14 protein-coding genes are annotated in these 13,270 nt (G+C 40.5%); 10 read left to right on the forward strand and 4 right to left on the reverse strand.

Annotated elements, in window-relative coordinates; all coding sequences use genetic code 11:
- The first annotated feature begins 30 nt into the window (after positions 1-30).
- The 3 genes from UP17_RS01080 to UP17_RS01090 all read left to right on the forward strand — a co-directional run bounded on the left by UP17_RS01080 (position 31) and on the right by UP17_RS01090 (position 3,647).
- A complete protein-coding gene (locus UP17_RS01080; RefSeq protein ID WP_061461136.1) occupies positions 31-1,515 on the forward strand; it encodes an NCS1 family transporter in 1,485 nt (494 codons plus the stop codon).
- A 16-nt stretch (positions 1,516-1,531) separates the two neighbouring features.
- Positions 1,532-1,747: a hypothetical protein gene (locus UP17_RS01085; protein ID WP_061461137.1), complete on the forward strand. Its 216-nt coding sequence runs from the start codon at positions 1,532-1,534 to the stop codon at positions 1,745-1,747.
- 268 nt (positions 1,748-2,015) lie between these two features.
- Complete coding sequence (locus UP17_RS01090; protein WP_061461138.1) at positions 2,016-3,647, forward strand: PucR family transcriptional regulator; 1,632 nt, start codon at positions 2,016-2,018, stop codon at positions 3,645-3,647.
- A 119-nt stretch (positions 3,648-3,766) separates the two neighbouring features.
- Here UP17_RS01090 and yhfH (UP17_RS25885) read toward each other — a convergent pair whose 3' ends face one another.
- From yhfH (UP17_RS25885) to yhfH (UP17_RS29115), 4 genes are read right to left on the reverse strand one after another with little or no spacing between them, the layout of a single operon-like run.
- Positions 3,767-3,907: a protein YhfH gene (gene yhfH, locus UP17_RS25885; RefSeq protein ID WP_081108658.1), complete on the reverse strand. Its 141-nt coding sequence runs from the start codon at positions 3,905-3,907 to the stop codon at positions 3,767-3,769.
- Between the two features lie 28 nt (positions 3,908-3,935).
- Positions 3,936-4,073, reverse strand: coding sequence for a protein YhfH (yhfH, locus tag UP17_RS25890; protein ID WP_081108659.1), 138 nt, complete (start codon positions 4,071-4,073; stop codon positions 3,936-3,938).
- Positions 4,074-4,102: 29 nt separating this feature from the next.
- Positions 4,103-4,279, reverse strand: a complete 177-nt coding sequence (gene yhfH / locus UP17_RS25895; RefSeq protein WP_284149575.1) for a protein YhfH — start codon at positions 4,277-4,279, stop codon at positions 4,103-4,105.
- Complete coding sequence (yhfH, locus tag UP17_RS29115) at positions 4,280-4,414, reverse strand: protein YhfH (protein ID WP_284149549.1); 135 nt, start codon at positions 4,412-4,414, stop codon at positions 4,280-4,282.
- Positions 4,415-4,910: 496 nt separating this feature from the next.
- Here yhfH (UP17_RS29115) and UP17_RS01095 point away from each other — a divergent pair, with 496 nt between their 5' ends.
- From UP17_RS01095 to UP17_RS01125, 7 genes are all read left to right on the forward strand, one after another.
- Positions 4,911-5,798, forward strand: a complete 888-nt coding sequence (locus UP17_RS01095; RefSeq protein ID WP_061461139.1) for a diacylglycerol/lipid kinase family protein — start codon at positions 4,911-4,913, stop codon at positions 5,796-5,798.
- Between the two features lie 282 nt (positions 5,799-6,080).
- The gene (locus UP17_RS01100) at positions 6,081-8,114 is read left to right on the forward strand and encodes a Na+/H+ antiporter (RefSeq protein WP_061461140.1); all 2,034 of its coding nucleotides are present in this window, start codon (positions 6,081-6,083) and stop codon (positions 8,112-8,114) included.
- A gap of 195 nt (positions 8,115-8,309) precedes the next feature.
- Positions 8,310-8,627: a GNAT family N-acetyltransferase gene (locus tag UP17_RS01105; RefSeq protein ID WP_284149576.1), complete on the forward strand. Its 318-nt coding sequence runs from the start codon at positions 8,310-8,312 to the stop codon at positions 8,625-8,627.
- Positions 8,628-8,764: 137 nt separating this feature from the next.
- Positions 8,765-10,150 carry a protoporphyrinogen oxidase gene (locus UP17_RS01110; protein WP_061461142.1) on the forward strand — a complete coding sequence of 462 codons (1,386 nt, stop codon included), beginning with the start codon at positions 8,765-8,767 and terminating at the stop codon, positions 10,148-10,150.
- Positions 10,151-10,754: 604 nt separating this feature from the next.
- Positions 10,755-11,297, forward strand: a complete 543-nt coding sequence (locus tag UP17_RS01115; protein ID WP_061461143.1) for a helix-turn-helix domain-containing protein — start codon at positions 10,755-10,757, stop codon at positions 11,295-11,297.
- A gap of 69 nt (positions 11,298-11,366) precedes the next feature.
- On the forward strand, positions 11,367-12,476 hold the full coding sequence (locus tag UP17_RS01120; RefSeq protein WP_061461144.1) for an ABC transporter ATP-binding protein: 1,110 nt from the start codon (positions 11,367-11,369) through the stop codon (positions 12,474-12,476).
- A complete protein-coding gene (locus UP17_RS01125) occupies positions 12,466-13,269 on the forward strand; it encodes an ABC transporter permease (protein ID WP_061465933.1) in 804 nt (267 codons plus the stop codon). The genes UP17_RS01120 and UP17_RS01125 overlap by 11 nt, the downstream gene beginning before the upstream one ends.
- The last annotated feature ends 1 nt before the right edge of the window (position 13,270 follow it).

Here is a 13,270-nt window from a genome sequence, read left to right on the forward strand (position 1 = left end):
ATCCTGCAAATTAATATAGGGGGATTTTATATGAGTGAGAAGAAAGATTATTTAAAGTCTCCCGATTTGCTGCCTATACCTCATAGTGAGAAAAACATAAGTGCAGCCGGATTTGGTTTCATTTGGGTGGGCATGGCTGTAGTATTGGCTGCCTTCGCGATTGGCGGGAATGGTGTTCAAAGTTTATCCTTAGGCTGGGTCGTTCTTGCAACGGTCATTGCCTGTGTGGTTCTCGGATTTTTGATGACAATGACAGGGGATATTGGTGTTGAACATGGAATATCATTCCCAGTCTATATGAGGGCGCCGTTCGGTACGATAGGAACCCATATCCCTTCGGTTGTACGGGGGTTTGTAGCTTCATGCTGGTTTGGTCTTAACACTTACTTTGGAGCTACTGCAATGAATGCTATCTTTACAACCCTTTTTGATTTTGATAATTGGTTTACCTGCTTCCTCATTTTTGCCGTTTTACAATTGGTCAACACGGCAATGGGAATAAAATCGGTAGAACGTTTTGCCGACTTGGCAGCGCCTGTTATCATTTTAATTTCTGGCTGGATGTATTTTACCCTTTCCGATAAAGCTGTGGCCCAAGGAAGAGATGTATGGTCCTGGATTGAAAGTCCGGTCACTGGCGGGGCTGCCGCTACGGCTTTCATGGTCGTCATTATGGCAAATATGGGATTTTGGGGCACATTGACTGCAGATATGCCGACCCTCTCCCGCTATATAAAAGCACCAAAAAATGAAAAAAACTGGTTCAAGCGCAATAAGGGGCAGATAATTGGGAATATTATCACCTATCCCATCACTCAGACGTTCATGGTCATTATCGGTGCGGTTTCCTATATGGCTGTTTCCAATTATGATCCCGTAGTTGCTATACAGGGATCAGCAAGTGGGATAGCTCTCGGCGTCCTTTTAATCATGATCGTATTTGCTCAATGGTCGACGAATACTACGGCCAATGTTATTCCCGCAGCTACCATTTTCTCCAATATCCTGGGTCCTAGATTGCCATTTTGGATGGGAGTCGTTGTAGCGGGGGTCATTGGGATAGTGGTTCAGCCATGGAGCCTGTTCGGCATAATAATAGAAGTTTTATTAATAATAGGTGGAATCCTGGCATCCATTGTCGGCATCCTGGTAGCAGATTATTATTTTCTCCGTAAACGGCGGGTTAATGTACAAGAACTCTATGAGAGTGAAGGCCAGTATAAATACTTGAATGGAGTGAATTGGGCAGGAATCATTTCTTGGGTGATTGGAGGAATTGGTGCAACGGTTTTTTCGAATTATTCGTTTATTATTGGCTTTGTTCTTGGCAGTGCAAGTTATTATATATTGGCTAAGTATTGGTGGTTCAAGAAATATGAACAGGCTGAAATCATTGATCCCAGCGATGAGAAATATTTGGGTATTTCCGTCGGAAGGGATTGGAAAATCGAAAAGGGTCTAGAGCTAGAAGAAGAGACGGTTTTTACGGCTTCAGCTGGCAAGGAGAACCTATAAAAAAGGGGGAATGGGAATGTCCGAATATCAAGACTATCGCTTAGAAAGGGAACAAATCGATTATTTACTTGAAAAAGGATATCGAATCACCCGGGTTTCAGAAAATTTAAGCGGAGCTTTTCTCGATTTTGAACTGATTGAAGGAACGAAGCAGGAATGGAAGCAATTGAACATTAAAACCCCGGAAGGAAGAAAATATTTCTCTACGTTGCTTTACAAGAAGTTAAATTAAAATTAGTTATGGACCGGGCCTTTTCCTCATGAATGGGTCCTTTTTCTTGTGCATGTTTAGATTTTAACATTCTAAGAGGAAACGATAGATGCTGAAAGTGAATGAACAGGTAATCTATGAGTTTTTGTTTTCCCGGCAGCCTTGTGAGTGGAAAGGGTCGAATTTTTTGTAGAATTTTGACGTTAGATTTTCTAACAAGTGTCTGGAGATTTAAGGAATGTCCGTTTATAATAGATTTTAAAGCAGTTTTATAAAAGGATGTGGATGGATGAATACGTCGATTACAATCGAGGAAATTCTAACACGCAAGCATTTTAATCTGACGGATATAATTGCAGGTAGCAGTGGGATAAAGCGTCAAGTGAAGTGGGTTCACTGCATGGAAGTCACTCAAATCAGCCATTTGTTAAATGGAAATGAACTGATTCTGACTACCGGTTTAGGGTGGAAAGATTGCGATGAAACATTTCTATCCTACTTAAAACAGTTAATTGAATGCAATGCAGCTGGCCTCTGTATAGAGATTGGCGCCAACACCATGGCAGTGCCGCAATGTGCCATTGATCTAGCAAATGAACAGCAATTCCCTATCATCCTATTTCATGAGGAAGTCCCTTTCGTAGAAATCACTCAGGATATTCATTCCCTTATCATTAATAAACAATATCAAATGATCTCCAACTTAGAAAACTACTCCCAGCAGTTAAATAAAAATCTCCTCGAAATTGACCATTATGAACCAATTCTAAAATTTCTCCACAGCTATTTAAATGTACAGGTTATTCTTATCTTTAATGAAAACGATATAGCCAGCATTCCCAAAACGAAGAAAAAAATAACCTATCAAATGGTATCGGACATATACAAAGAATCGAAATTCGATAAAACCATTCATAGACAGACAATTCAAGTGCTCGGTGAAAATTATGCGGAACTGCTCATTTGCAGCAACGACAGAGAGTTGACGGACTTTGATTCACTGATTTTGGATCGAACGGCTACCGCTTTGGCACAGCATCTATTAAGGGAGTTATATATTGAAGAAAAGAAAATGTCGGAAGAGAGTAAATGGCTTACAAATTGGATTGAAGGTGAGTATAGTGACGAAGCAATCCGGGAGAGGCTTTCCTATATTGATCCGAAAATGCAGTTGGATGGCGGAATTGTTTGCATTTGCAAACAACACCCAAGGTATAATAGAAGTTCTGCAAAATTAGATGGGACCTATTTTAAGATAATGTTTAAGACAGTTTTTGAACAGTACGGCTTTCAGATATTTTCTATGGAAATTAATCAGCATCTAGTTTTTATTTTAGGTGATAATCGTTCATCTGAAGATTGGAAATCAAGGGTGACAAGCGCAGTGGACCGAATCATGAAAATGGATGTTAGCGGGCGTAATCGAATGAGTTTGCTCTCCATTGGTTTTGGAAAGCATGTTCGAGGGTTAAGCGAGATTTATAAAAGTTATGAAACGGCCCGTGAGACTCTGCTGCTTCAGGATACATTACCAGAGGATAACAGGAGCTTCTTTTATCAGGATTTACATATGCATCGCATGATTTCGCTCATAAATAAACATGGTAACCTGGAGGAAACGGTGCACGAATATTTAGGTCCTGTCATTGAATACGACAAGCAAAACAATGGTGAGTTAATGCCTACCCTGAAGACCTATCTTGCTTGTAACGGTTCTAAACAGGAAACCTCAAAACAACTATTCATTGTCCGGCAAACGCTATACCATAGGCTTGAAAAATTAGAAAAACTGTTAGGTTCGGATTTTATGCGTTCAGATAAGCGTCTAGGACTTGAATTCATGATTTTTGCATTGGACTTCTTACAGTACAGCAGCAGGAAAGTCAGTGGAAAATATGTAGATAAATATATTGGGAAGTGAAAAATAGTATGAATGAAGGGTGTCCCGAGGACATCCTTTTTTGAATGTAGAAAGGGAAGCTAATACAAGGTTAATGCTGACATCAAACCTATAGAGCTTCTTGATGTCAGCATCTTTTATTAATATTCATTTTTTTTGGAAAGGCAGTGGTCACATTCCAAGAGGTAGGATTCAGCTTGTTCAATAATAGGAGTACCGCATTCCGTACATTGTTTAGGTGGCAGTGTCCTGAAGAATTCCAATGGGTTTTTAGTTTGCATGATTATTCCTCCTTATGATTTGGTTTAGTTATTCTTCGCGTTTGGAAAGGCAGTGGTCACATTCCAAGAGGTAGGATTCAGCTTGTTCAGTGATATGGGTTCCGCACTCTGTACATTGTTTAGGCGGAAGTGTCCTAAAGAATTCCAATGGGTTTTTAGTTTGCATGATGGTTCCTCCTTTTTGATTTGGGTTAATTAGTCTTCGCGTTTGGAAAGGCAGCGGTCACATTCCATTAAGTAGGATTCAGCTTGTTCAATAATATGGTCACCGCACTCGGGACAATGTTTAGCTGGGATATTGTTAAAAAATTCAATGGATTTTTTCATTTGCATGAAGATTTCCTCCTTTGTTTTGTTATTTTTTCGATCGATTTATTCCTCACGTTTGGAAAGGCAGCGATCGCACTCCAACAGATAGGAATTTGAGTGATCCACATGTGTTTCACCACATTCTGGGCAATGTTTAAAAGTATCGATTATAAATGTATCCGATTGATTTGCTTGCATGGCTTGCACTCTCCTTATAGTACAGTTATTGTTGTTTGTGTGTTGTTATAATACAGTATATACCCGAATTTGGAAAATGTATAGGTATTTAACAGAAAATTTGAAATTTATTTCAAGAAGAGTCTGAAAACCTTATAGATAGGGAGTTTTTTTAAACTTTTTTTTTGTATTTCTTTTCACGGAAGCTTGGAAAATGAAGAAAAAATGGGTTTTATAAAGGGGGAAAAACAAAGGAGGGCGAAAGGGACAGACAATTTTCAGTTGATTAGAATAGGTATTACTGTAACAGAAGAGGAACAGGGGTGATGATTACCTGTTTCACAGTCCATGAACATATAAGAGCTGTTCAAAATGTCAGCAAACCGTCAAGCTGCAGCAATTATGAAAGTTCCAGCCAAACTTCTTTATTCAACAATCGGAAAAATTGTCCGTGTGGTTTTATTACTTCAGTAAAGAGGTAACTTGCTAGTAGATATACAATAAAGGGAGGTAGCATATGTCGAAAGTGATGATTATCATAAATCCATCTTCAGGTAGGGAAAAGGCAGGAAAGATTTTGCCGAAAGCGGAAAAGGCACTTGGTGATATATATGATGAGGTGTCCGTCCGTCAAACCGAAGGAGAGGGGGATGCTACGGATTTTGCCAAGGAGGCCTGTGAAAAGAGGTTCGATGCTGTCATTTCCATGGGTGGGGATGGAACGGTGAACGAGATAGTGAATGGGTTGGGCGAGCAGCAGCATCGGCCAATTTTCGGAATCATCCCACTAGGAACCGTTAATGATTTCGCTAGATCTTTGGGCATACCCTTGAATCCCAATACGGCCATTGAGATATTAAAGGACATGCATATTAAGGAATCGGACATAGGGAAGATCAATGACCATTATTTCATGAATGTGTTGGCAGTAGGGGCGATCGCTGAGGCCACCTATAATGTTTCCGTAGACCAAAAAACCCATCTGGGGTCTTTTGCATATTTCATTGAAGGAGCAAAAGCGATGATTAAAAAGAATCCGTTTCCTTTAACGGTTGAACATGATCAGGGAAGGTGGATGGGTGAGGCTCATTTACTGATTGCAACAATGACTAACTCTGTCGGCGGTTTCGAACAACTTGCACCAGAGGCGGAAGTGAATGATGGAAAGCTGCACACATTCATCATTAAGGATTTATCACTTCCTTTTATCGTCAAGATCATTCCCAGTTTAATGAAAGGAGAGATCAAGGGACATGACGAAATTGAATATATTCAAACATCCAAGCTCAATTTATCCACAACAGACGAACTTGCAGTCAATATCGATGGAGATGAAGGCTTTCTCCTTCCATTTCAATCAAATGTACTGCACAAACACCTTCGTTTCTTTGTCCCGGGGAACTAAATGGTGTTTTAACATTAAGCAGTGCCGACTTGTTCTGTGGTTAGTCTTTTCACAAAATGCTGATTAGGGTAAGCCAATCAGCTTTTTTCTTTGAAATCCGATGCTGATTTGAGTCGATTTTGTATTCATTCAATCACCTCAATTTTCATGGTGATCCATCACGCAACAGGTATCAGTATTCAGGAGTATTCTAGGTTAGAATAGTAAATGATGAATGGATGGGTCTGAATATGTTACGATTATAGTTATGAGAATAGATGAGAGAGGAAGTTTGATGTTTGAATGGAGTTTTTTCTTGTTATATTAGCCCTTCTTATATTGATTGGAGTGTCTAATGTAATTAACCACTTTATACCCTTTATACCTGTACCATTAATACAAATAGCACTGGGTGTCATACTGGCACTTTTACCCCTGGGTATGCATGTTGAGATGGAGACGGAATTGTTTTTACTGTTATTCATCGCCCCTCTTTTATTCAATGATGGCAAAAATGTGCCCCGCACTGCACTTTGGAAGTTGAGAGCACCCATTCTCATGCTTGCACTAGGCCTGGTATTCATAACGGTTTGGGCAGGCGGGTATTTAATTAATTGGATGATTCCTTCGATTCCATTGCCAGCAGCATTCGCCTTAGCAGCCATTTTGTCCCCTACAGATGTAGTGGCAGTAAGCGCTTTGGCGAGTCGAGTTAAGTTACCTAAGAGCATAATGCACCTTCTTGAAGGAGAAGGGCTCATGAATGATGCCTCAGGTCTAGTTGCCTTTAAATTTGCCGTTGCAGCTACAGTCACTGGTGTTTTCTCATTAGTGGATGCAACGTTCAGTTTCATATGGATTTCGATTGGTGGTTTTGTAGGAGGAGCAATTGTTGCCTTCATCATTATCAGGCTCCGTGTATTTCTTCGCCGTTTAGGAATGGAAGATGTTACGATGCACATGTTAATCCAGATCCTGACTCCTTTTATTATTTTCCTCTCTGTGGAACATTTCCACCTTTCTGGGATTTTAGCGGTCGTGGCTGGGGGGATTGTCCATGCCATTGAACGAGATCGGGAAATATCACCAACTGTAGAACTTCAGGTCGTTTCAAAGAGTACATGGTCCGTCATTTTATATGTATTGAATGGTCTTGTATTCGTTTTGCTAGGTTTGCAAATTCCAAGCGTTTTGAAAATTATCTTTCAAGACCCAGTCTTCAATAATGGGCAAGTGATCCTATATATCGTGGTCATTACACTTTTCCTCTTTGCTTTACGATTCATTTGGCTTACTGCTGCCTGGTCGATTGGCTGGATGACGAAAAAAGCAGGCGCCCAAAAACCAGACTTCAAAGCAGCTGGAATCATTACCATTTCCGGTGTTCGCGGAGCTGTAACGTTAGCGGGTTCGTTCTCGATTCCGTATGTGTTGGCAGATGGAAGTCCTTTTCCGGAGCGTTCGTTAATCATCTTCATTGCAGCAGGTGTCATATTGCTGACTTTGATCGTTGCCAGTGTTTTTCTGCCAATCATAGCACGGGCAGAAGAAGAGGAAATCGTGGATAAGCAGGCTGATAGAACGAAAGCGGCTGCCATTCACACACATCAAGCGGCGATTAAAGTTATAGAATCCCAAATGACAGATGAAAACCGGGAAGCGGCTTTATCGATCATTTCGAGGTACTGTACCAAGATCAATGCACTGTCCTATGTAGAACAGGAGAAAGAGCCAGCTGCATTAAGGGAAGAAGAAAAGGGTCTTCGCTTTAAAGCCCTTGAAGCAGAGCAAAGGTTTCTTGATAAACTTATTAAGGATGAGAAAGTGGACCGGGAAACGGCATTTATATGTAAAGAATATATCCAGCGTATGGAAGGCGCGGTCACAAACCGGATGAAATTCCGTTTTTTCAGGTCCGTAACGCTTTTCAGAAGAAGTATGCTGAGGGTTTTTAAATTATTTTTCCCTAATAAAAGTGAAATAAGAAGGATCAATATAGAGAGATTGGAAAAGGTGAGAGACCTTAAAATCAGGATGTACAAAGCCGCCATCCAAGAGATACAAGCGGGTATCACTTCTGAAAATCATGAGACGTCTTCGATGATCATAGAAGAGTATAAAGTGTTGATATTAAAATGCAAACGTGAAAATAGAGGCCGTACCCCTAGTAAAATGGTCGATTATGAAAGGGAGCTATTCTATAAAGCGATCCAGGCAGAACGGGACGAAGTGCAGGATATGTTTGAAAAACGACAAATTTCCCGCGAGGTTGCCAATATACTCCGCAAGCAAATCAATTTACGAGAAGCACTGACAATCAATGAAAGCACCCATTGATTATTTTAAGGAGCGCTGCCGATATATTCGGCAGTGCTTCTTTCATTTAGTGGAGGGATTTTAAGGTGACGCATCGAACGGAAGAGTCACTGAAATATTGCCGAAACGATGTTGACAGACACCCTTTCGTTATATTGGCTGCGGGTATTCCGTTTAGGTTAGAACATCAGCCCTTTCACCAGCAATAAAAAAGCGATATTACTCCGTGGATTTCTTATTGACCAAAATCATCAAGGGAAACGGATTGCGAAGAAAGCCTTGCAAATCTTTCCGGAATTCGCAAAAGGGATTTTTCCAAACAAGGATTCGATTGTACTGGCAGTGGACGTCAAGAATATGATTGCCAAAACCCTTTATACGAAAACGGGGTTTCAGGATAAAGGAATTCATAAAGAAGGAAGAAGCGGGTTGATGGAGATAATGGAGTATAGATTAGATAAAATGAACATGGATATGGAAAAAGGAAATGAGATACAGAGTATCAATATGAGGGTATTTAGACTTTTCGAATGAGAGAAGGTCTTTTTTTTTGTCCAATTTGTTACAGGTTTCAGTACGAAACTAATGAATTAAAGGGTCGCTTTTAATAATGCTGCTGCCTTATGGTACACTTTACTTAATGTAAATTTCGTTAATCGAGGTGTATTCTAATGAAAACGGTCGTAGTGGTAGGTGGAGGCATTACGGGTTTATCAACCATGTATTATTTACAAAAAGCTGCTAAAGCGAACAGTCTCTCCGTACGATTAATATTAATAGAAGGAAATGAGAAACTAGGCGGTAAAATCAGGACAGTGCATGATGGTCCATTTAAAATCGAAGCGGGTGCCGATTCGATTGTCGCCAGGAAACAAAATATAAAACCATTTCTTAAAGAATTGAACCTTGAGGATCAAGTTGTCTATAATGCGACGGGAAAATCATTTATCCATACCGATGGCGTGCTAAAAGGAATCCCTGAAGATGCCCTATTCGGAATTCCAATGAGCCTGGAGTCCCTGGTGAAAAGTGATCTGGTTTCTGCACAAGGAAAGGTCGATGCCTTAAAGGATTTCTATACAAAGAATGAGACGTTTACGAAAAACGACTCAATCGGTTTATTTCTTGAAAGTTTCTTAGGTAAGGAATTGGTACAAAAACAGATATCACCTGTCCTATCGGGTGTTTATTCAGGAAAACTAAATGAATTGACCATTGCTAAAACACTGCCGGAGATGCTGGATTATAAAAATGAATATGGCAGTATCATACGCGGTCTATCGGAAAATAAGCAGAAATATCAAAGCAAGGGAAATAAGAAGTTCCTTTCGTTTAAAAATGGCTTATCGGTATTGATTGAACGTATTGAGGAAAGCCTCAATATGGTGGAAATTGTTAAAGGGGTCAAGGCGGAAAAAATCAGAAAGAATGATGAGAGGTATATAATTTCATTGGCAAACGGTGAATCGCTGGAAACGGACTTCATCGTATTGAGTACACCGCATACAATTGCCCAGAAACTATTGGGTGATAGGGAGTTGGATCAAGACTTCGCTGGCTTGATCAATAGTTCAATGATAAGCGTTTACCTTGGATTCGATATCCCGGACAGCATGCTTCCCAATGATGGGACGGGTTTCATTGCAGGTGATAATAGTGATTTGATCTGCAATGCATGTACGTGGACGAGCCGGAAATGGGAGCATACTTCTGAAAACAGTCAGCTTTTAGTAAGGCTTTTTTATAAAAGCTCAATTCCGGACTATGAACGGTTACGGTCCCTTACAAATCAGGAATTAATCCAGGTGGCTTTACGAGACATTAAAAGCAGTTTAAGTATTTCTGGGACTCCAATTACAAGTGAAGTGACGAAATGGCATGAGGAAATGCCGAACTACCATATTAAACATCCTCAAATCGTTCAATCACTGGAGGCGAAAATCTCCGAGAATTATCCGAATGTTTTACTTGCGGGATGTTCATACAATGGTGTCGGAATACCGGACTGTATTGCTGATGGGGAAAAGAAGGCGGAAGAGATATGTCTGAATTTGTAAAAGGGGGACTGCCGGGTGGCAGTCTCAAACTGTAGACAAACTCGAGGGGAAATATCATCTACTGTTTTTTTGAGTGTTAGTAAAGTGGAACGTTGATTTCCGCTCCAGGCACTCGCTTTCCGCGGGCGGTCCGCCCTCGGCGCACTTTTCCCGCAGGAGTCTCGTACACCCGTTCCAATCAACTTTGTATTAACTTTTAGCGATTTTGTAATAGGTACGATTGCAGCACCAGCTATGATAATAATATCCAAGAGTCTCAATAGGAAAACGTGATTGGAAGAGGACACCAAACATATTTGCGGTGCCTTTTTTAGCAATGTACGGAAAGAAAGGATCAAAATGGTTTGACACGTCACATTTGGCAAGAATACGTGGAAGAATCACGAGAGGTAACTATTCCTATACCTGCTTTGCTTCATTTCCAATAGTAAATCAGAAAGGACTGCCCTGCGGCGGTCCTATTTTTTGTATGACTGGAAATTCCGTTTGAAGTTTCCCGCATTTCCTGTATAATGATATTCGTAAAATTAAACTGAAAGTTTACTTATATAAAACTTTATCTACTGTAGGTTTACTATAAGTAAACTAATTGAGGGTAAATAGGATGCAAATTGGAAAAAAAATAAAAAACCTTCGCTTGAAAAAGGGATTGACCCAGGAAGAATTGGGAGAAAGAACGGATTTAAGCAAAGGATATATTTCACAGTTAGAAAGGGATCTGAGTTCCCCTTCCATTGAAACCCTTTTCAATATATTAGAAGTACTCGGCTGCAAGCCGAAGCAATTCTTCGATGAAGAGGATCAGGTCCAAAAAGTAGTGTATGAAGAAGAAGCACAAACATTTTTTATCGATGAGGAACGAGGGTATCAAATTCAGTGGCTTGTGCCTGAATCGAATGAGAAGGAAATGGAACCGATTCGCCTGACCCTTCAGGAAAAAGGGGAATTCAAACAATTTGAACCATCTTTGTCGGAAACATTCGGTTATGTAATAAGCGGAAGAGTCATTGTAAAGCTTGGTACACATACGTATTTCGTCAAGGCAGGTGAATCAATTTATTTTCATGCTTCCGATGAACACCAAATCATCAATGATTTTGGGGGTCCATCCGAGTTATTGCTTGTGGTGACGGAATCATACTTATAGAGTTCAAAGCAATTGCTATCGTCTATGTAAAGACGGATGAAGTAAGGTAATGGAAAGAGGGAAGTAGCTATGGCAAACGAGAATATAATACACTTCGATCAGGTTACGAAGCAATTCGATGATGATACGGTAGTTCTCGATAATGTTAGTTTTGAAATCGAGAGAGGGAAGTTCTATACGCTTCTGGGTCCTTCAGGCTGTGGGAAGACAACGATCCTTCGCTTGATTGCCGGATTTACGGAGGCCTCCAAGGGTGATATTTACTTTGAGGGAAAAAAGATCAATGATGTGCCAGCCAATAAAAGGCAAGTAAATACGGTATTTCAAGATTATGCACTTTTTCCACATTTAAATGTTTTCGAAAATGTAGCATTCGGTCTTCGCATCAAAAAAATGAAAAATACCGAAGTGGAAATAAAGGTGAAGGAAGCCCTCAGCTTTGTTAATTTGGAGGGTTATGAAAAACGGGAGATCAGGGAAATGTCCGGCGGTCAGCGGCAACGTGTAGCGATTGCCAGGGCGATAGTTAATGAACCGGAAGTCATCCTGCTGGATGAACCGCTATCTGCCCTTGATTTGAAATTGCGTACAGAAATGCAATATGAATTGCGGGAGCTACAACAAAGACTTGGAATCACGTTCATCTTCGTCACTCATGACCAAGAGGAAGCATTAGCGATGTCAGATGAGATTTTTGTCCTTAACAAAGGGAAAATTCAGCAAAGTGGGCCCCCTACGGATATTTATGATGAACCGCTGAATCGATTCGTTGCCGATTTCATTGGTGAGTCGAACATTGTAAAAGGAAAAATGATTGAAGATTACCTAGTGGAATTCGTCGGCAGACAGTTCGAATGTGTAGACCAAGGTTTGAACAGCGATGAAGCTGTTGATATTGTCATCCGCCCGGAAGATTTAGAGATTACTTCCGTCAATCGCGGGAAACTGCAAGTTCGGGTGGATTCTCAGCTATTTCGCGGTGTGCATTATGAAATCAGCTGCTATGATCATGATGGGAATGAGTGGCTTGTCCAATCAACGAAAAAGGCAACAGTTGGAGATGAAATAGGTCTTTATTTCGATCCCGAAGCGATTCATGTCATGCGATTGGGTGAAACGGAAGAGGAATTCGATAAGCGTTTGGAAGCGTATCATGATGGGGAAAGTCATGCGGAATAAACTATCACGGAATATTTATTTCATACCCTATGTCTTATGGATTGCATTATTCGTTGTCGCACCCATTTTGTTAATCCTTTACTATTCCTTCTTCGACATTGAAGGTAATCTCTCTTTGAGTAACTATCAAAAGTTCTTTACACCAGTATATTTAAAAATGACTTTAAGCTCATTTTGGTATGCTTTCCTCATTACGGTAATATCCCTTTTAGTGGCTTACCCTACCGCATATTTGTTAACGAAAACCAAGCATAAGCAGTTGTGGCTTTTGCTGATAATCGTGCCTTCCTGGATTAATTTACTCTTAAAGGCTTATGCCTTCATTGGCATTTTTGGCACGTATGGTGTGGCGAATGGTTTTCTGGAGGCAGTAGGAATCGGAAAGCAGCAAATTCTCTTTACGGATTTCAGCTTCATATTCGTTTCGGTTTATATATTCATCCCGTTTATGATCTTACCGATATTCAATGCGCTTGATGAAATGAATCCAACCCTTTTGGATGCGGCCAATGACTTGGGAGCGTCCCGGTGGATGACATTCCGCCGCGTCATTTTTCCTTTGACGATAGATGGTGTAAAGACGGGATGCCAGGTAGTCTTCATCCCGGCACTTTCATTGTTCATGCTTACAAGACTGATTGCCGGTAATCGAGTCATTACGCTTGGTACGGCTATCGAGCAGCACTTCCTTGTGACACAGGATTGGGGAATGGGTTCCACAATCGCGGTATTTTTGATTATTATAATGTTCCTGATTATGTTTGTAACGGGTAACCGAAAGCAGGGTGTGTAAA

It is taken from the genome of Peribacillus simplex, from assembly GCF_001578185.1.
In the GTDB taxonomy this organism is placed as follows: Bacteria; Bacillota; Bacilli; order Bacillales; family DSM-1321; genus Peribacillus; species Peribacillus simplex_A.

Excerpts from the sequence above, each read along its gene's own strand:
- UP17_RS01085 (WP_061461137.1), top strand. The coding sequence starts at position 1,532 with ATGTCCGAATATCAAGACTATCGCTTAGAAAGGGAACAAATCGATTAT.
- UP17_RS01100 (WP_061461140.1), top strand. The coding sequence starts at position 6,081 with ATGGAGTTTTTTCTTGTTATATTAGCCCTTCTTATATTGATTGGAGTG.
- UP17_RS01095 (WP_061461139.1), top strand. The coding sequence starts at position 4,911 with ATGTCGAAAGTGATGATTATCATAAATCCATCTTCAGGTAGGGAAAAG.
- yhfH (WP_081108659.1), bottom strand. The coding sequence starts at position 4,073 with ATGCAAACTAAAAACCCATTGGAATTCTTTAGGACACTTCCGCCTAAA.
- yhfH (WP_284149549.1), bottom strand. The coding sequence starts at position 4,414 with ATGCAAGCAAATCAATCGGATACATTTATAATCGATACTTTTAAACAT.
- yhfH (WP_081108658.1), bottom strand. The coding sequence starts at position 3,907 with ATGCAAACTAAAAACCCATTGGAATTCTTCAGGACACTGCCACCTAAA.
- UP17_RS01080 (WP_061461136.1), top strand. The coding sequence starts at position 31 with ATGAGTGAGAAGAAAGATTATTTAAAGTCTCCCGATTTGCTGCCTATA.
- UP17_RS01125 (WP_061465933.1), top strand. The coding sequence starts at position 12,466 with ATGCGGAATAAACTATCACGGAATATTTATTTCATACCCTATGTCTTA.
- UP17_RS01120 (WP_061461144.1), top strand. The coding sequence starts at position 11,367 with ATGGCAAACGAGAATATAATACACTTCGATCAGGTTACGAAGCAATTC.
- UP17_RS01090 (WP_061461138.1), top strand. The coding sequence starts at position 2,016 with ATGAATACGTCGATTACAATCGAGGAAATTCTAACACGCAAGCATTTT.
- UP17_RS01110 (WP_061461142.1), top strand. The coding sequence starts at position 8,765 with ATGAAAACGGTCGTAGTGGTAGGTGGAGGCATTACGGGTTTATCAACC.
- UP17_RS01115 (WP_061461143.1), top strand. The coding sequence starts at position 10,755 with ATGCAAATTGGAAAAAAAATAAAAAACCTTCGCTTGAAAAAGGGATTG.